The organism is Serratia sp. TSO36, assembly GCF_057808395.1.
In genome coordinates this window covers 37,779-54,714 of record NZ_JBJZOU010000001.1, presented here as the reverse complement: position 1 = coordinate 54,714, position 16,936 = coordinate 37,779, and the positions used below count along the sequence as shown (strand labels likewise).

Annotated in this window: 16 protein-coding genes and 5 pseudogenes; 11 read left to right on the top strand and 10 right to left on the bottom strand. The window is 51.6% G+C overall.

Annotated elements, in window-relative coordinates; all coding sequences use genetic code 11:
• Window positions 1-128: 128 nt before the first annotated feature.
• Window positions 129-275, bottom strand: a pseudogene (locus tag ACK3CV_RS00315) (IS481 family transposase); the annotation flags it as partial.
• A 75-nt stretch (window positions 276-350) separates the two neighbouring features.
• Between ACK3CV_RS00315 and ACK3CV_RS00310 the strand changes: the two are divergent.
• Window positions 351-1,528 (top strand): IS3 family transposase gene (locus ACK3CV_RS00310; protein ID WP_489009785.1). Its coding sequence is split into 2 segments (ribosomal slippage): window positions 351-618 and window positions 618-1,528, totalling 1,179 coding nucleotides; the frame shifts between segments, so codons are not numbered across the junction.
• On the opposite strand, the pseudogene ACK3CV_RS00305 reads toward ACK3CV_RS00310, so the two are convergent.
• The 5 genes and pseudogenes from ACK3CV_RS00305 to ACK3CV_RS00285 all read right to left on the bottom strand — a co-directional run.
• A pseudogene (locus ACK3CV_RS00305) lies at window positions 1,504-2,142 on the bottom strand (helix-turn-helix domain-containing protein); the annotation flags it as partial. The gene ACK3CV_RS00310 and the pseudogene ACK3CV_RS00305 sit on opposite strands and share 25 nt — an antisense overlap.
• A gap of 131 nt (window positions 2,143-2,273) precedes the next feature.
• The gene (locus ACK3CV_RS00300; RefSeq protein ID WP_164142104.1) at window positions 2,274-2,564 is read right to left on the bottom strand and encodes a type II toxin-antitoxin system RelE family toxin; all 291 of its coding nucleotides are present in this window, start codon (window positions 2,562-2,564) and stop codon (window positions 2,274-2,276) included.
• Window positions 2,554-2,808 carry a type II toxin-antitoxin system RelB/DinJ family antitoxin gene (locus ACK3CV_RS00295; RefSeq protein WP_000104338.1) on the bottom strand — a complete coding sequence of 85 codons (255 nt, stop codon included), beginning with the start codon at window positions 2,806-2,808 and terminating at the stop codon, window positions 2,554-2,556. Before ACK3CV_RS00295 ends, ACK3CV_RS00300 begins: the two co-directional genes overlap by 11 nt.
• A 156-nt stretch (window positions 2,809-2,964) precedes the next feature.
• On the bottom strand, window positions 2,965-3,675 hold the full coding sequence (locus tag ACK3CV_RS00290) for a tyrosine-type recombinase/integrase (RefSeq protein ID WP_164142101.1): 711 nt from the start codon (window positions 3,673-3,675) through the stop codon (window positions 2,965-2,967).
• A gap of 588 nt (window positions 3,676-4,263) precedes the next feature.
• Window positions 4,264-4,512, bottom strand: coding sequence for a hypothetical protein (locus ACK3CV_RS00285; protein WP_164142099.1), 249 nt, complete (start codon window positions 4,510-4,512; stop codon window positions 4,264-4,266).
• A 283-nt stretch (window positions 4,513-4,795) separates the two neighbouring features.
• Between ACK3CV_RS00285 and ACK3CV_RS00280 the strand changes: the two are divergent.
• Window positions 4,796-5,234: pseudogene (locus tag ACK3CV_RS00280) on the top strand (transposase zinc-binding domain-containing protein); the annotation flags it as partial.
• Between the two features lie 54 nt (window positions 5,235-5,288).
• Here the strand turns inward: ACK3CV_RS00280 and istB are convergent.
• Both istB and istA read right to left on the bottom strand, forming a co-directional pair.
• The gene (istB, locus tag ACK3CV_RS00275) at window positions 5,289-6,089 is read right to left on the bottom strand and encodes an IS21-like element helper ATPase IstB (RefSeq protein WP_128868979.1); all 801 of its coding nucleotides are present in this window, start codon (window positions 6,087-6,089) and stop codon (window positions 5,289-5,291) included.
• Window positions 6,089-7,261, bottom strand: a complete 1,173-nt coding sequence (gene istA / locus ACK3CV_RS00270) for an IS21 family transposase (protein ID WP_164142076.1) — start codon at window positions 7,259-7,261, stop codon at window positions 6,089-6,091. Before istA ends, istB begins: the two co-directional genes overlap by 1 nt.
• A gap of 102 nt (window positions 7,262-7,363) precedes the next feature.
• Between istA and ACK3CV_RS00265 the strand changes: the two are divergent.
• Window positions 7,364-8,128: pseudogene (locus ACK3CV_RS00265) on the top strand (IS91 family transposase); the annotation flags it as partial.
• Between the two features lie 242 nt (window positions 8,129-8,370).
• Here ACK3CV_RS00265 and ACK3CV_RS00260 read toward each other — a convergent pair.
• Window positions 8,371-9,135 (bottom strand): tyrosine-type recombinase/integrase, encoded by a 765-nt coding sequence (locus tag ACK3CV_RS00260; RefSeq protein ID WP_239504679.1) that lies wholly within the window; start codon window positions 9,133-9,135, stop codon window positions 8,371-8,373.
• 429 nt (window positions 9,136-9,564) lie between these two features.
• Between ACK3CV_RS00260 and ACK3CV_RS00255 the strand changes: the two genes are divergently transcribed.
• The 5 genes from ACK3CV_RS00255 to ACK3CV_RS00235 all read left to right on the top strand — a co-directional run bounded on the left by ACK3CV_RS00255 (window position 9,565) and on the right by ACK3CV_RS00235 (window position 13,301).
• Window positions 9,565-10,128, top strand: a complete 564-nt coding sequence (locus ACK3CV_RS00255) for a TIR domain-containing protein (RefSeq protein WP_164142078.1) — start codon at window positions 9,565-9,567, stop codon at window positions 10,126-10,128.
• A 52-nt stretch (window positions 10,129-10,180) separates the two neighbouring features.
• On the top strand, window positions 10,181-11,017 hold the full coding sequence (locus ACK3CV_RS00250) for a macro domain-containing protein (protein ID WP_164142080.1): 837 nt from the start codon (window positions 10,181-10,183) through the stop codon (window positions 11,015-11,017).
• A gap of 120 nt (window positions 11,018-11,137) precedes the next feature.
• A complete protein-coding gene (locus ACK3CV_RS00245; RefSeq protein ID WP_164142082.1) occupies window positions 11,138-12,058 on the top strand; it encodes an Rpn family recombination-promoting nuclease/putative transposase in 921 nt (306 codons plus the stop codon).
• Between the two features lie 28 nt (window positions 12,059-12,086).
• Window positions 12,087-12,701, top strand: a complete 615-nt coding sequence (locus tag ACK3CV_RS00240; protein WP_164142085.1) for a DUF2913 family protein — start codon at window positions 12,087-12,089, stop codon at window positions 12,699-12,701.
• Between the two features lie 36 nt (window positions 12,702-12,737).
• Complete coding sequence (locus ACK3CV_RS00235) at window positions 12,738-13,301, top strand: transposase (protein WP_239504680.1); 564 nt, start codon at window positions 12,738-12,740, stop codon at window positions 13,299-13,301.
• Window positions 13,302-13,403: 102 nt separating this feature from the next.
• On the opposite strand, the gene ACK3CV_RS00230 is transcribed toward ACK3CV_RS00235, so the two are convergent.
• Window positions 13,404-13,649 (bottom strand): helix-turn-helix domain-containing protein, encoded by a 246-nt coding sequence (locus tag ACK3CV_RS00230; protein WP_164142087.1) that lies wholly within the window; start codon window positions 13,647-13,649, stop codon window positions 13,404-13,406.
• A gap of 501 nt (window positions 13,650-14,150) precedes the next feature.
• Here ACK3CV_RS00230 and ACK3CV_RS00225 point away from each other — a divergent pair.
• From ACK3CV_RS00225 to ACK3CV_RS00215, 3 genes and pseudogenes are all read left to right on the top strand, one after another.
• Window positions 14,151-15,353 (top strand): annotated as a pseudogene (locus tag ACK3CV_RS00225) (IS91 family transposase).
• Between the two features lie 295 nt (window positions 15,354-15,648).
• Window positions 15,649-16,500, top strand: coding sequence for a ParA family protein (locus ACK3CV_RS00220; RefSeq protein ID WP_489009784.1), 852 nt, complete (start codon window positions 15,649-15,651; stop codon window positions 16,498-16,500).
• Window positions 16,501-16,794: a hypothetical protein gene (locus ACK3CV_RS00215; protein ID WP_435968824.1), complete on the top strand. Its 294-nt coding sequence runs from the start codon at window positions 16,501-16,503 to the stop codon at window positions 16,792-16,794.
• Window positions 16,795-16,936: the final 142 nt, after the last annotated feature.

Here is a 16,936-nt window from a genome sequence, read left to right as displayed (position 1 = left end):
GCCTTTTCGCCTGCCGGCGACAACATTTTTCTGCATATCTGACATTTTGGTTCCCACTACTATTTGGTGGGAACCACTTTGTCGAATGTGTCAGAAAATCACCAGACGGTACACGGTGTACGCTTACGATAAAGCTGGTAATCATGCTGCTCCACTTTGCCGCAGTACTCTGTGCCCCTGTCAGTCAGTATTCTCAGCATTGGCAGGCCCTCAGATGCATAAAATGGCAACACGCGATCATTCAACAGATCTGCCGCTGTAATCGGCGTTTTAGTAACTGTAGTGGCACAGTGAATTTGGCCACCTGATTAAAGGTGATATTCTCACCTCAACATAAAATAGGTGACTTAATGAACAAGAAAACTAAGCGTACTTTTACCCCTGAGTTCAGGCTGGAATGTGCACAGTTGATCGTTGATAAGGGTTACTCATATCGACAAGCCAGTGAAGCGGTTAATGTTGGTTCTACCACGCTTGAATCTTGGGTACGCCAGCTCAGACGAGAGCGCCAGGGTATTACGCCTTCTGCCACCCCCATTACCCCAGAGCAGCAGCGTATCCGCGAGCTGGAAAAGCAGGTTCGCCGCCTGGAGGAGCAGAATACGATATTAAAAAAAGCTACCGCGCTCTTGATGTCCGACTCACTGAACGGTTCACGATAATTGCCAGGCTGAGCGACAGCCACACGGTAGTCAGACTTTGTTCCGCTCTGGGAGTACACCGTAGCAGTTACCGGTACTGGCAGAAACGATGCGATACTGTTAATCCGGCGCGAGTCAGGTTGTACAGCGAGATACGCCGGGCATGGAACCAGAGCCGTGGCTCTGCTGGCGCGCGCACTCTGGCTGAAATGCTGACCCAAAACGGCATTCCGATGAGCCGTTACCGTGCCGGGCGTCTGATGAAGTCCCTGAGCCTGAGCAGTTGTCAGCCCGGAAAATATCAGTACAAAAATGCCCGTCAGGAGCATACATGCCTGCCAAATCTGCTCGAGCGCCAGTTCGCTGTACCGGAGCCAGACCGGGTATGGTGCGGAGATATTACTTATATCTGGGCAGGAAATCGCTGGTGCTATCTGGCGGTCGTAATGGATCTTTTTGCCCGCAGAGTTATCGGCTGGAGTCTGTCAGCGAATGCCGATACAGCATTGATAAGCAACGCTCTGCGGATGGCATATGAGACGTGTAGCCAACCGCGTGATGTCATGTTCCATAGCGATCAGGGAAGCCAGTATAAAGGCCTGAAATATCAGCAACTTCTCTGGCGTTACAGAATAAAGCAAAGCGTCAGTCGGCGGGGAAACTGCTGGGATAACAGCCCGATGGAACGCTTCTTCCGCAGCCTGAAAACAGAATGGGTGCCAGCGAATGGCTACGTGGGAAAAGACGAAGCCCGGCGGCAAATCAATCGCTATATATTGAATTACTACAATAGCGTCAGACCACATCATTATAACGGTGGACTGACGCCAGAAGAATCAGAGAACAGATACCGTTCTTACTGTAAAACCGTGGCCAATATTACTTGACCACTACAAACATACAGCTTGCAGTGCGCAACCTTCGAGTACGTATCAACGAACGTCTGCTGATAAATACGTCCGACACCTTTCAGGTTGCCCACGTAAAACGTGTCCTGAGAACCCAGATAACCAGGATGCGCGGTTTCAATTTCGCCACAGGCCTCGTCATCACTGGCTTTGCGTTCCAGTGCGGCGATCTGGCTGTCAGTCAGTTCGATACCCTCACGAGCCACTTTTTCTTCCAGTGCTTTCAGACGCTTTTTGAAGTTTTCAAGATTGTGGCGCAGCCAGACAGAGCGGACACCACTTCCTGAGAGAAAAACGCCCTGTTTACGCAGCTCATTGCTGGTCCGGTGCTGACCATGTGCAGGGAACGCGACAGCATAATCAACAACAGCCTGTTCAGTTGCGTCGTCGGTACGATTTTTGAGATTGGGAGCGCGTCGGCTGCGGTTAATCAGCGCGTCCACACCGCCTTCATCAGCCAGTTCGCGATAGCGGTAAAATGTATCACGGGAGACACCCATGATTTTACAGGCTTTAGATACGTTGCTGAGTTCTTCAGCCAGATTGAGCAAACCGGTTTTGTGTTTTATGACGGGATTGGTAGTATGAAGCATGAGAGTTACCTCGTGTTTTGTATAAGGATTCGACACCTATATCAAAACCGGTAACTCTCAACCTTTCAAGGTCATATGTCAGATCAAGTCGCGACTAATACACATTAAATGTAATACTTTTGTATTTCTTTTTATAAGATCCGCTTGCGGGCTGTTTCATAGGCCTTGTCGTCTTCCCGTTTACCTACAGCGACTACCCATATAACAATCTCGTCATCGATAACCTTATAAATCAATCGAAAACCAGAGGCTCTCAGCTTTATTTTAAAGCAGCCGGTCAGATCACCATGAAGACGAGCTGATTCGACGTAAGGGTTTTGCTGAAGCTTTTTTAACTTTTTTTTAAATTGCTCTCGGATCGTCTTGTCGAGCTTGTTCCATTCTTTAAAAGCCCTTTCGTCAAATTCAACATTAAAGGTCATCAACGTTAACCCTGATCCGTCTGGCCGGATTTTTCAGCCTTTCCCGAACGACAGCCAGAATATCAGCGTCTTCATCATCTTCACTGACCATTACGGAGACTTCGGCAAAGGGGAGTTTTTCATTCTCTGCGACATACCGCAGAAACAGACGAAGAGCATCTGAAGGAGACAGGTTAAGTTTTTCAAAAGCTTGGTAGGCATCTTTTTTCAGTTCGTCATCTACTCGGATCTGGATTGTGCTCATTGATGTAACTCCGGTAACGTCATGTGCGACTATTATACCTGTATTATATGTGTAATTACAAATGTAATGCATGGTTCGCCTTGAAAGTAATGACGGCAAAAACTAATGCAATACAAAAAGAAGAAAAATGAATTGCAAGTGTAATACATTGGTATTCTATTTTTGCATCAGCAGGTGCGTATACTCGCGGTGATCCAGTGAGAACGTCACCCCCAACTGCGGCGCCACGTCCAGCGCAAACACCTTCAGGTACACCTCCGTGCTTTCATAACGTTCATGGCCCATGTAGGCCTGCACCACTTTCGGCGGTACGTGATTGAAGAACAGGTGCATCGCAAAGCTGTGCCGGAGCGTCTTGGGATTAATGGCCGGCAGCGCAAATTCAATCCCCTCCTCCCTGGCGCGCGCGACGGCCTGCTGCAGCCACAGCCAGGCTGTTTTCCGGCTGACGTCAAACAAGGGGCGTCGACGGCCGGGCCTGAATGTGGCCAGGAACCGACGCAGCTGATCGACGTAGCCGGCATCGAGCAGCGGCACTATCCGGGCTATCTTTTCATCGGCCGATGGCCGTCCTCTGCCCCGCCGACGCTGTTTCAGCGTGCGCAGCCGAACACAGGGGCGCGGTCCCTCGAGCAGCAGATCTTCCGGCGTCAACGTCAAGGCTTCGGTAATGCGGGCGCCGGTGTTCCACAACGTGGCATACAACATGCGCTGCCGCTCATCAGGCAGATAATGCAGCAACACCGCCACCTCGGGCGCCAGCAGGTATTTAGGGAGGTAAGGTTGCAGCAGCGCCATGCGCCGCAGCGCGAGTGCGGTCTCATACTGCGTCACGGCAATCGGCCGATCGCTGCTGGTCATCAACATGGTACCCCCTCGTAAAAAGCTTATATGTATGTCTTTTGTATTACATATGTAATTCTATTAAATTACATTACCCGCAGATGATCCCCTGCAGGCTGGGCGATGGCCAGCGGAGTGTTGGGCGCCGGCATGTGGTCGGTGCCTGGTCGGTTGCTGATGATCGCTTCCCCCTGGCGGAATTTTAAAGTGAAATACAGATGTATTACATCGGTGCGCTGTGAAAAATCTGCAGGGTAACGGCCCTTGCCCGTTATAAATTTTTCACGTAGCGCAATCTTGCCGACTGCGTCTATTTTGACAGCCCCGTAAAGCGGACGCCACGGGAATAAATCGCCGATGCACCGGTACTGAGGTAACAAAATTCGAAATGAGCGGAAGTTGTTACCACTCTATTTTAGACAAGATGGGGCGAGCGGTAGGCAAAAACCTCCTGCTTTATCGGCGTGTCAGGCGGGAACGGGGCTGGCGGCGATCGGCGGCCGCGGGCTCGCCGGCGAAACAGTCACCTGTTCGGTTACATGCGGGGAAAAAGTGAGATGAAAATGACATTCGGGGGGGGTTAACGTTGTCGCGATGCCGGGGGCGGGAGTCCTAAAGTTTACGGCGCCGCAGTTCGGCATCGATGGCCTTGAGTTGGCGCTTGTTAACTTGGAGCCACTCATGACTGGTCATTCCCCCGCGCGAAAAGATGCGCTCGCGCCATTCCGGGCTTTCCCATCTCGCAATGCGTTGCACATTCTCGATGCCGAAATAGGACAGCGGGAAAATGCGGAAGTAGCGATCCCAAATGATGTAGGCCACCGGAATGGCGGCGATGATGACAGCGAGGAATACTTTCATTCTGTTACTCAAGTAGGGTTGGACAGAAAAGCAGCAGGCGCTGCCTTTTTTATCTAATCACACTCTGGTTCAGGTGGCTTCTGACCGCCGCCAGCATCTGTTCGCATTCCCTCTCTAACTCTGGGTTTTTATCGCGGTACATTGCGTACTCCTGCACCGCTTCAAAAATACGGCAAACTATCAGGCTATCCGTTTGGTGAACAGTAGCCCGCCTGCGGTGGGAGCTAAGACTTTGTAAGAAAGGCGCTTTTTTCAGCTGCTGTAACTCGTTATAATCCCGTGCATGTATATCCCCAGACCCGCAAAACTCCTCTTCCAGATTGATGATGGCTGAGGCCAGTTACTCGCTAAACACGGCGATTCCATCCCTGAATGGACCCAGCTGGTCATAGAGCGCATGCTCGCCTGCGGCACACCCCCATGGACTCCCGCCGATACTGTTGCGCCTCACCCCATTGCTCCCACACCAAATACATTTGCCACAGTTGTAAAGGCAAAGGCTGCAGCGCCTGTGCATGAAGGCCACCGAGCAGTGGATTGCTGAGCAACAGCACATTCTCCCCGACTGCGAATGGCAGCACGTCACCTTCACCATGCCCGACAAACTCTGGCCCGCCTTTGCCAACAACTGGCCGCTGCTCAACCGGCTATTTTCCTGTGCGGCCAACACACTGCTGAAGTGGGCCAAAAAGCTCGGGGTAGAAATTGGCCTGTTTGTTGCGTGTCAACGCCACGATCTTTGACCGTTTTTCACCATTCTTAATGTCCGCTATTCATCAACCAGGTTGACCGCTTTTCTCCAGCGATGCCTCGTTGTTTTCTGGCGCCAGATTTTTGCTCAGCACGCCTGCTTTTCGTTTCTCTCTTAGCCGGTAGCTCTCCCCCTTGATATTCAGCGTCGTTGAGTGATGCAGCAACCTGTCCAAGATCGCCGTTGCCAGCACATTGTCGCCGAACATCTCTCCCCAGTCCGCGAACCCCTTGTTCGACGTCAGGATGATGCTTGCCTTCTCGTAACGTCGATTCAGCAACCTGAAGAACAGGCTCGCCTCCTCACGGTTCATCGGCAGGTAGCCGATTTCATCGAGGATCAGCACGCGCGCATAACTCAGCTGCTGCAGCTGGCGCTCCAGCCGGTTTTCCTGTCGCGCCTTCATCAGCGTCGCTATCAGCCTGTCCAGCGGCATGAACAGCACCCGATGCCCTGCATCGGCGGCCTTTACGCCCAGCGCCACCGCCAGATGCGTTTTCCCCACGCCCGGCGGACCCAGCAGGATCACGTTTTCGCTGCGTTCCACGAACGCCAGGCCAGCAAGCTCTCTCACCACCTTACGGTCGATGCCCGGCTGGAAGCTGAAGTCGAACTGTTCCAGCGTCTTCACCCAGGGGAGTCGGGCCTGTTTCAGTCGCGACTCCATACCGCGCTGATGGCGCCCGCTCCATTCCTGTTGCAGCGCGCGGCACAGAAACTCGCGGTAGTTGAGTTCTTCCTTCGCCGCCTGCTCCAGCAGGTTTTCCACCTGGTACCCCAGATGCTCCATTTTCAGGCGGCCCAACAGCGTTTCCAGTTCATGCATCACAACAGCTCCTCATAAGCACTCAGCGGTCGGTGTTCTACCATGCTCACCTGTTGCCACAGCGGTGCATGGTGCTCCGGAACGGTCTGCCACCCGGCACCACGGTTGTTCAGGCGATGAGTGGCCACAAGCTGCTCATTGCCGTAGATCCTCAGCTCATCATCCAGTGTGATCCGGATGGAGACCGGGCGGCCGCACCAGGCTTCCGGCACGGAGTAACGATTACCCCGTACCTCGATATAGCCGTCCCAGGCCACGTGACGGATATCGAAGTAGCTGGTATCGAAGTCCGTTGCCGGCAACGCCTGCAGGTGCGCTTTTTCTTCCTCGAAGCGGGTCGTCGGCGTTTGCCGGAACTGGCGCAGCTCACGCTGGTCCGCGACCTCAGCAAGCCACTGCTCCAGCAACTGGTTAACGTGCGCGAAGCTGTCGAACTGCGTGTAACGGACGAAGAAGTTGTATTTCAGGTATTCGACCATGCGTTCAACCTTGCCCTTGGTTCGCGCGCGGCGGGGGCGACAAGCCCGGGGCTGGAAGTCATAGTGCTGCGCCAGTTGCAGGAAGCCTGCGTTGAACACCACATTGCCGTTGTGATTTTTCAGCACGGCCGCTTTCTGGTTATCGACCAGCACGGTTTTCACGCCGCCACCGAAGTAACGGAAGGCCCGCACTAGGGACTCGTAGGTGTGCTCCGCATCCTGGCTCGGCGCCGCAAAGACGTGGAGGCGACGCGAGTAACCCAGCGTGTTCACGGCGAAGTTGATTTTGCAGCGCTCACCGGCCACTTCCGCCTCGATTTCTCCCCAGTCATGCTGCAACTGGTAACCTGGCTGGGTTTCGAAGCGTACAGTCTTTTTACCCGGCCGCATTTTGCGTTTGGGCTGGATGTAAGCCCGAAGCGTGGAGCGTCCGCCGGGATAGCCCATCTTTCTGATTTCATGGAATATCACTTCGGCGTTCCAGACGTTTTCGGTCAGCCGCATATCGATGTACTCCATAAAAGGGCGGAGTTTTTCCATTCGCAGTCGCGTCTTACGCGCCGGCGGTGACGGATAACGCAGATACCGTCTGACGGTGCGCTCGGAACAGCCGATTTGGGTGGCAATATCGACAATGTAAGCGCCCTGATGGCGCATTTGCTTTATCATGAAAAAGACCTCTCTGCTCAGCATGTTGATATCCTTTTCGGTGTCGGAACCATCAGGAAACAACATGTTGGATGGAGCGGACAAATCAAATGGTGATTTAGGGACTTATATCACTGGCGCTGACATGCGCTGCATACCTACGGCCGGCAGCTTAACCGGCACCCGCATATTCACCTGTCCGTAACCCGCGGCGGATTGTGCCTTAAACACAACGTCTGGCGGCCGATGTACTTCAAAAAGAAGGTTGTCGAAGCTTACTGGCGTCAGGCTGTCATCAAACTGCTGCGGGAAAGCTACGCCGCGCTGGACTTGCCCGCCGCCGGCTATGAGCACATTCGGGATTATCGCGAGTGGTGCCAGTTCCTTGAGGTCCAGTTCCTGCGGCGCTGGAAAATCCACTTTGCGAAAAAGACCAAACACGTGAGGCAAAACGTCAACTACCTGGGCCGTTACCTGAAGCGCCCGCCGATGGCGGCGTCCGCGCTGCGGCATTACACCGGCGGCGCCGCTGTGCATCACTATTATGACCACCGTACACAGCGGCACCAAAGGCAGGTGCTGAGCCAGGAAGAGATGCTGCTGCGCTACATCAGCCATGTTCCATACCGGCATTTTAAAATGGTGAGGTATCACGGCGTCCTGTCCAACCGTAAACGCGGTGCTCTGCTGCCAAAGGTATATGCGGCTCTGGAGATGGAGGTAAAGATGAAGATGGCCAAACCGGGCTATGCCTCATTGATGAAGCAATTTACGAATGTGGATCCGTACCAGTGCGTGCTGTGCGGCAGCCGGATGGTATTTTCGAGTGCAGAAGCGGGTGTTCGTGCAGAAGACTTGCTGGCCCAACGGCATCAGCGGCTGGAAAAAGAGCGCTGGTTGCTGACAGCATAGGGAAGATCTGCCTGAAATTTGGGTTTACGCTGAAAAGCAATTACTTTTCAGTCAATTGACAATCATGCTGTATTTTTATGGTTTACTTATGAAAGAGGGAAATAATAAGCAACCATATAATCAATATTAGAAATTTAATAATAACCGATTGAGATTCCTAACCATCAAGGTCAATACTGAAATCATTAAATGCGCTTTTCTGTAAAATCGTATTTGTAATTAACAGTAAATACGACTAAAAACTATCTTGCACCAGGCAGTGCCAACAACCGCCGTGCCTCATCGGCCGGCAGAGAGAACGCCAGATCCGGCGTTACATCCAGCGCAAAGATCTTCGTATAGACCTCTGTGTTTTCCAGCCGCTTGTGCCCCATCAACGCCTGCACCTGTTTGATGTGCACACCGTTCATCAACAGATGCACCGCGTAGCTGTGCCGAAACGTGTGCGGGGTGATGGGGCGTACCGAGAAGATCACACCATCCTGGGCGGCACGATGGACCGCCGCTCGCAGCCAGTTGCGCGGTGTTTCCTGACTGGCCACATCCCACATCGGCGTCGCCCGTCGGGTGAGCAGTTTGAACGTCGCAAAGTATTCCTGCAGTCGGCGCACATAACCGGCATCTGGCAACGGTACCGCCCGAAACGGGGCCTCCCACAGCTGCTGTTCTTCTTTGGTTGGCCGACGGCGCGGACGGGGGACGCGTTGCTTTAAGGTGCGTAACCGCACAAAGGGCAACTCGTCATTGAAAAAAACATCGGCCGGCGTCAGCGCCAGCGCTTCGTTGATGCGGGCACCGGTATTCCACAACGTTTCAATCAGCATGCGCTGGCGTAGATCGGGAAGGTAGTCGAGCAGCACCGCAATTTCCGGTGCCAGCAGGTAGCGGGGCACATCCAGTGAGGCGGCAAGGGCCATTTCGCGCAGCCGAACGGCGCGCGCGAAGCCGCCAGGCAGACTGATCGCGCTACGTGAAATCTGTCCCATCTCGAGGGGGATGATACTCAATTTTTTATTCTCCGCACTCTGCGCACTTTTCGGCCTTCAGACTGCTATTGTGCCGTACCGGCACCGGCGCAGTGAAGCCGAATAAATCGGTGATCGGTCAGGACAGCATCGCATAAAAATTGGGGAAAAAACGAAATGTGCGTAAAAAACGCATCCTCTACCGACGCCGGTTTGCACTGGCCTGACGGAAGGGAACCGAAGGTAAGCACCAACCCTCTGTTATCACAGGGTAAATCAGGCGAACACCGGCCGGGCAGGGCGGTTGGGGAGTCTACCGGTAATGCCCAACCGGGGACTTCTCCGTGTAGTTGTAGATAACCACGATCTTAACCTTGGTAACCCTGACTCACATTTTGCTGTATTAGGCCGCGATTTTATGAAGCAGCACAAGTATAATTATTAGGCTAAAATCAATCATAGGAAAATAAAATGTCGTATAAGAATGGAAACTATTGTGCCTTTTACGTACAGTCGCCCTTTAATGAAACCTCATTAGGTGCGCACGCCACAAAGGATTTTGTTTATTACAGTATGTTGAAAGCATGGAAAGGTGCTGACTCCACATTTCCTTTTAATAACTCACATGACAAAACATACAACGTCCGTGATGGAAGTAACTGGGAATCAACACTAAAACCCAGATTACGTGAAAGACTAAGTAATTCAAAAAATATCATTCTATTCCTAAGTGTTCGCACGGTGAGTTCATTGGCATTGAATGAAGAAATAGATTATGGGGTAAATACTTTGGGGTTACCTGTAATTGTTGTCTACCCGGACTATAAAACCAAAACTGACCTGTTAGATGGACAAAGCTTAAAGCAAGCAATACGGAACCTATGGGACAAGCTACCTACTTTCAGAGATTTAATGAGTAAAGTGCCAACCTTGCATGTCCCCATGGATAAGGAACTCATTAAAACCGCATTAAACGATAAAGACTTCATGGTTAACAGTAAAAAGGAAGCTAATATCTATCGCTATAACCCATGAAAAACAAAACGCCATACTCTATGGCGCTACATTTCAATTTCAGGATGAAATCATGAGTAAAGTAGGTTTCTTTGATCGACGGATTTTCGAAAGGTTTTTTAAACTTGCCTCTGCTATAACGGCGTTCATTTCTGCTGCCGTGATTTTTAAAGATATACCAACAGACTCAAAAATAAACTGTGGTATTGCTCTGATCGTAGTTTTAATAATTCTCTACATCTCCTTATGGTTACGGGCAAATAATTTAAAAAGCATAATTTTATCTGTAGAGGGTAGCGAAGTAAACATAATAACCGGTGACATATTCAAACAGGATGGGTTCAAAACCATTGCATTTAATGATTACTTTGACACAATGGTTGACGAAAAAATAATATCAAGCAAAAGCCTCAATGGGGTCTTTTTAAAACAACATTTACCAGGCAGCATTGCAGCGCTAGATGCTCATATTGAACACTATCAATTTGATGATGGTGATTTTTTAGAACACGATGAAGAACGTAAAACCGGGAAAACCAAGAAATTCAACATTGGCACATTGTGCGTTTATGATGACTATCTCATAACTGCATTTTCAAAATTCGACAAGAATAACCAAGCTCGGCTTACCATGCCTGAGTATCTTGAATTCTTGATAAAGTTCTGGGATAAAGTAAATAAAGTTTACGCCCAAAAAAGCGTTTCCGTACCGATCTTTGGTTCAGGAATAACACGTATAAAAGAGCATAAAAACATAACAGATGAAGAACTTCTTAAGATCATGCTCTGGACATTTCGTATCAGTGAAATGCGTTTTAAGCACCCGGCAAAGCTGACTATAGTCATTCATGAAGATAAAATAGATCAGATTAGCCTTCTCGATTTGAAACTGGCTAGGAATGGATTGTAGAACCATTATCGGATAGACCAAAAACATCACAGAAGCCTAATGCAAATTATATTAGGCTTTATGAATGACCAGAAAAATTTAGCTTATTAGACGGATAACGGAACGTGTTACTCTACCATCATGAAAACGACACCTACGGCACACGATGCCTTGTTTAAACAGTTTTTGACTCATCCGGAAACCGCACGTGATTTTCTGGAGGTTCATTTGCCGCCGGCATTACGCCAAGCGTGTGACTTAAACACTCTACGACTGGAGTCCGGGTCGTTCGTTGAAGATGATCTGCGTGCCTACTATTCTGACGTACTGTATTCGTTGAAAGCTGGGCAGGGTGATGGTTACATTTACGCGCTGATCGAGCACCAAAGCTCCCCAGACAAGCATATGGCCTTCCGGTTGATGCGGTATGCGATTGCCGCCATGCAACGCCACCTCGCAGCTGGAAACGACCAGCTACCGCTGGTTATCCCGATTCTTTTCTATCATGGACAAGTTACGCCGTACCCTTACCCGATGAGCTGGCTGCAGGCATTCAATGATCCAACACTGGCCAACCAGCTGTATGGTGGTGACTTTCCGCTGGTCGACGTCACGGTCATTCCGGATGACCAAATCATGCAGCATCGCCGCGTCGCCATTTTAGAATTGCTGCAAAAACACGTCCGTCAGCGCGACCTAGCCGAACTGCTGGAACAACTGGTCACGTTGCTATTGGCCGGTTACACTACAAATGAGCAGCTGACGTCACTGATGAATTACATGCTGCAGGTTGGTGAAACCCGCAACCCGGGCGAACTATTATCAACCCTGGCATCACGGGTGCCGGAACATGAGGACACACTGATGACGATTGCAGAAAAACTAAGAGAAGAAGGGCGCCAGAAAGGGCACATGGAAGGGTGGCAGGAAGGACGTCAGGAAGGAGAGCATGAAGCCGCCATAAAAATTGCCTGCGCCATGTTGGACAGCGGTCTCGATCGCGACTCGGTAATGAAAATGACTGGGCTCACCGCCGACGACCTGGCGCAAATCCGTCATTAATCCATCGTCTTAACGGGCAGGATAGGCATTGTTAGACAAGACCGAATCTATTACCACAGAAAACACCACTTCAACACTCAGCCATCTGGCGTTCTGCGCCCTGGTGGCGCTGGGGCTGGCACGCCAGAACGGTATGGCCAGCACACCGTATGCCGAAAATTTGTTTCTTATTCGCTGGCTGGCCACCGCCCAAAAGCAGAAGCGGTTCCCCAAAAGCGTAGCCATCGACATCAGCTGGCTACTCGAACGCGGGCGTAAGCACGGGCCGGCTGGCAAACTGCGCCAGCACCTGGACTACCTGTGGCGCTCCTGCAGTGGCAATCTGGCCGCACAATCCGATCTGTTCCGACTCACCTACGCCTCAGAAACGCTGAAAGACCAGGGTTGGGACAATTACGTGATGGATGCACGGGAGTGGAAATCCGGAGTTATCCTGACGCCGTCACTTAACAACGGCTTCTACGTCGAAAAAACAGCGCTGAATGCGGCCTTTACCCAGGACGGACGCCACCTGCACCCCGTACCCTTTCGCATCATTGGTGACACTGTCACCTTTATTCGTATCATGACGGAATATGGCCTGAACGCGAGGCTCGTTGACAGCACCCCAGATCACCATACGGTCGCGCTGGAGCCCGCGTAGCATTGCTCCCTGCCAAACCGGTAAAAGGAAACACCGATGACAATGGCCGATTTTCGCCGAATGGCGGCAAAAATGGATCAGCATATGCAGCAGTTGGACGCGCAAGGCGTCACGGAGCCGCACCAGGTTATCAACCGCATGATGGGCTATACCCCTGAACTGCATCAGATTTGGACCGGCACCACGGATAAAGAACTGATGGCATTAACCCAGGAATATCCGGGGTTTTACCGTTACGCCCTCATCATGGAAACTGCGTTCGAGCAGGAGAGCCAGAGGTCATCCCGATCTTATGACGGCATGCCTGAATTCTCTGCAGCCCATAAACACACCATGGAACAGATACTCACCACGGCCGCAACCCTGGAACGGGGATACCTCGCTTATCAGGGCAATGCCCTGTCGGTGTTTGATGAACAAATAATCCGGCTGGGCCAGTCGTTCAGGCTATGGCAGGAATGCGTAGAAGACTTCAGGAAAGTGCTAAATGCCGATGAGAACGTCACCTCCATGCAGCGTGACTACGTTCATGCGGGGTTGACACGGATTGCCGATCGGCTCATGGATTTACAGGCAAAAATCCAGATGCATAGAAAATGATGTCTATGCCGGAACCCCGGAAAATTCCGCATTATTTTTCACTTCATGCGACAACTTATTTGGCTCTATGGGGCGAAGCTGCAACATGCGACATTTGTTTACTCAGCCAGTGGAGATGTCGCCCGCCAGTATTCTGATCCGCTGGCGTAGAGTATGCACCGGCAGAGTATCAATGTCCGGTAACATGGCCACCAGGGACAATGCCTGGATAGCTAACACAATAACCCTCGGCGGCTTAGTCTGCTCATAACGGATGTAAGTACGCATCGAGATACCAAACTCCTCCGCCGCTCGCGCCTGCGTCCAGTCAAGCCCCGTCCGCCAAAGCTTTAACTCGAATCCCGTCATATTTCATCACTCTAAACATGCCAATTTGTCACATTATATCTTTATAACCTTGTTTTTCATACCGGCCAAAATTTTGGCGGGTTCCCGCTAAGAACCCCAATCAGGGCGTCGGAAATTTCGGCGGTTGCGGCGAGCAGGCATAAAATCGTAAGTTTTTGGGTTCAATGCGCGTTAGCGCATGAAGGCGACAAATATGGCCATAAAGAACTTAGATGATGAGGGTCGCCGGTCGCGCGGCGTAGCCGCCCAGTCCAGATAGGTTTCGCCTATCCCATCCCTCGCCCTGGAGAGCCAATCCAGTAACAGCGATGTGGGAGGTTAATTACGCGGTCGGAGTGGTCCCGACAAGGCGTAGCCGCAGACGGGGCGTATCTCCGCGTTGGTGCCCGTTTACGGGCGCTTACGAGCGTGTTAATGAACAGTAGCCCGCCTGCGGCGGGAGCTAAGACTTTGTAAGAAAGGCGCTTTTTTCAGCTGCTGTAACTCGTTATAATCCCGTGCATGTATATCCCCAGACCCGCAAAACTCCTCTTCCAGATTGATGATGGCTGAGGCCAGTTACTCGCTAAACACGGCGATTCCATCCCTGAATGGACCCAGCTGGTCATAGAGCGCATGCTCGCCTGCGGCACACCCGCCATGGGCTCCCGCCGATACTGTTGCGCCTCACCCCATTGCTCCCACACCAAATACATTTGCCACAGTTGTAAAGGCAAAGGCTGCAGCGCCTGTGGCATGAAGGCCACCGAGCAGTGGATTGCTGAGCAACAGCACATTCTCCCCGACTGCGAATGGCAGCACGTCACCTTCACCATGCCCGACAAACTCTGGCCCGCCTTTGCCAACAACTGGCCGCTGCTCAACCGGCTATTTTCCTGTGCGGCCAACACACTGCTGAAGTGGGCCAAAAAGCTCGGGGTAGAAATTGGCCTGTTTGTTGCGCTGCATACCTACGGCCGGCAGCTTAACCGGCACCCGCATATTCACCTGTCCGTAACCCGCGGCGGATTGTGCCTTAAACACAACGTCTGGCGGCCGATGTACTTCAAAAAGAAGGTTGTCGAAGCTTACTGGCGTCAGGCTGTCATCAAACTGCTGCGGGAAAGCTACGCCGCGCTGGACTTGCCCGCCGCCGGCTATGAGCACATTCGGGATTATCGCGAGTGGTGCCAGTTCCTTGAGGTCCAGTTTCTGCGGCGCTGGAAAATCCACTTTGCGAAAAAGACCAAACACGTGAGGCAAAACGTCAACTACCTGGGCCGTTACCTGAAGCGCCCGCCGATGGCGGCGTCCGCGCTGCGGCATTACACCGGCGGCGCCGTTGTGCATCACTATTATGACCACCGTACACAGCGGCACCAAAGGCAGGGGTTGAGCCAGGAAGAGATGCTGCTGCGCTACATCAGCCATGTTCCATCCCGGCATTTTAAAATGGTGAGGTATTACGGCTTCCTGTCCAACCGTAAACGCGGTGCTCTGCTGCCAAAGGTATATGCGGCTCTGGAGATGGAGGTAAAGATGAAGATGGCCAAACCGGGCTATGCCTCATTGATGAAGCAATTTACGAATGTGGATCCGTACCAGTGCGTGCTGTGCGGCAGCCGGATGGTATTTTCGAGTGCAGAAGCGGGTGTTCGTGCAGAAGACTTGCTGGCCCAACGGCATCAGCGGCTGGAAAAAGAGCGCTGGTTGCTGACAGCATAGGGAAGATCTGCCTGAAATTTGGGTTTACGCTGAAAAGCAATTACTTTTCAGTCAATTGACAATCATGCTGTATTTTTATGGTTTACTTACGAAAGAGGGAAATAATAAGCAACCATATAATCAATATTAGAAATTTAATAATGACCGATTGAGATTCCTAACCATCTAGAATACACTAGTAATCCATAATAAATACCTGTGTATTGCATTTGTATTACTACAATCTGCACAGATGACGAAGTTACATCCGCGTCTAAACGTAATACAATAGTATTTCATTGAGAGGGAAATCCCGATGACAGAAGCTCCTGTGCAGTCCATCCTCACGCCGCTGAGCAACACGGTGGCCAGCATCATCGCCATCATGAACAACAAAGGCGGAGCAGGTAAAACCTCCACGATCACTAACCTCGCCATGACTCTTGCGCAGGCAGGCCGTCGCGTGTTGCTTATCGATGGGGATCAGCAAGCCAACTCAACCGAGGTGATGGCCAACGGCAAAAAATACTATGCGCAATATGGCCATACCATCTGCGACCTGTATAACAACCCGCGCTTTAATATTTTTGATGCCATTATTCCGGCCGTCAGCGGCGAAGAGGTGATCGATAACCTGTTTATTATCCCATCAGATCCGTCGTTTGAACGCGTTATGGAAAATTGCCTGACACGTCATCACCGGGAAAAGATTCTGTTTCGCCATTTGCAGCCCGTGATGGACAGGTTCGACTATATTCTGATCGACTGCTCACCCGGTCTGAACCTGTCGACCACCAATGCAGCCTTTATGGCCGATCACGTGCTCATCCCGGTCGATGGCGGCAGCTTCGCCCTGACGGGGCTGGATGTGGTTCTCGACTACCTGGACGAGATCAGGGAGACCCGCTTTACCCAGTTCAGCGTATTCCGCAACGAGTACAATGGCGCCAAGAAGAAAATGAATACCTATCTTCACGATCAACTGGAAAGCAACGATCGGACCAAGGATAACTACCTGAAAACGCGCATCCGCGCCGATGAGAACATCTCACAGGCACAGGTAGCCTGCGTACCGCTCTACTTTTATAACAAGGGCTCGCTGGCCCTGAACGATTACCGCGCGTTGATGCGTGAACTCGAAACCGTCTTATCGAAAGAGGCTGCATAAATGGCTAAAGGCCCCCTCACCCGTCCCGCGATGGTCAAACCGGAACCTGCCCAGGGCGAGACTAAAACCCGCCTTTCCAACGTAAAGGTTAACCGGAACAGAACGACCAGCGAGAACCCGAAGACCATCCGTATGACGCCGGCAGAAAAAGTCATGTGCAGCGAGCTGGTCGATGAGATCCAAGATCTGACCACCAAGACCATCACGGACTCGACGGTGTTACGCGCCGCACTGTACCTGGCCAAAGAAGTTGGCCCGGAGAAAATGCTGGAGATGATCAAAGAGTACCTGTAATACAGATGAATTACATAAGTAATCTTTGTGATCTGCAGCTCGAGGAACCTCGCCCCTGTGTTCGGCTGCGCACGCTGAAACAGCGCCAGCGGGGCAGGGGACGGCCATCGGCAGATGAAAAGATAGCCCGGATAGTGCCGCT

What these genes read in the sequence shown, in the direction of transcription:
- ACK3CV_RS00300 (WP_164142104.1), bottom strand. Translation starts at nt 2,564, where the DNA reads ATGACCTTTAATGTTGAATTTGACGAAAGGGCTTTTAAAGAATGGAAC.
- ACK3CV_RS00295 (WP_000104338.1), bottom strand. Translation starts at nt 2,808, where the DNA reads ATGAGCACAATCCAGATCCGAGTAGATGACGAACTGAAAAAAGATGCC.
- ACK3CV_RS00290 (WP_164142101.1), bottom strand. Translation starts at nt 3,675, where the DNA reads ATGTTGATGACCAGCAGCGATCGGCCGATTGCCGTGACGCAGTATGAG.
- ACK3CV_RS00285 (WP_164142099.1), bottom strand. Translation starts at nt 4,512, where the DNA reads ATGAAAGTATTCCTCGCTGTCATCATCGCCGCCATTCCGGTGGCCTAC.
- istB (WP_128868979.1), bottom strand. Translation starts at nt 6,089, where the DNA reads ATGCATGAACTGGAAACGCTGTTGGGCCGCCTGAAAATGGAGCATCTG.
- istA (WP_164142076.1), bottom strand. Translation starts at nt 7,261, where the DNA reads ATGCTGAGCAGAGAGGTCTTTTTCATGATAAAGCAAATGCGCCATCAG.
- ACK3CV_RS00255 (WP_164142078.1), top strand. Translation starts at nt 9,565, where the DNA reads ATGTCGTATAAGAATGGAAACTATTGTGCCTTTTACGTACAGTCGCCC.
- ACK3CV_RS00250 (WP_164142080.1), top strand. Translation starts at nt 10,181, where the DNA reads ATGAGTAAAGTAGGTTTCTTTGATCGACGGATTTTCGAAAGGTTTTTT.
- ACK3CV_RS00245 (WP_164142082.1), top strand. Translation starts at nt 11,138, where the DNA reads ATGAAAACGACACCTACGGCACACGATGCCTTGTTTAAACAGTTTTTG.
- ACK3CV_RS00235 (WP_239504680.1), top strand. Translation starts at nt 12,738, where the DNA reads ATGACAATGGCCGATTTTCGCCGAATGGCGGCAAAAATGGATCAGCAT.
- ACK3CV_RS00230 (WP_164142087.1), bottom strand. Translation starts at nt 13,649, where the DNA reads ATGACGGGATTCGAGTTAAAGCTTTGGCGGACGGGGCTTGACTGGACG.
- ACK3CV_RS00220 (WP_489009784.1), top strand. Translation starts at nt 15,649, where the DNA reads ATGACAGAAGCTCCTGTGCAGTCCATCCTCACGCCGCTGAGCAACACG.
- ACK3CV_RS00215 (WP_435968824.1), top strand. Translation starts at nt 16,501, where the DNA reads ATGGCTAAAGGCCCCCTCACCCGTCCCGCGATGGTCAAACCGGAACCT.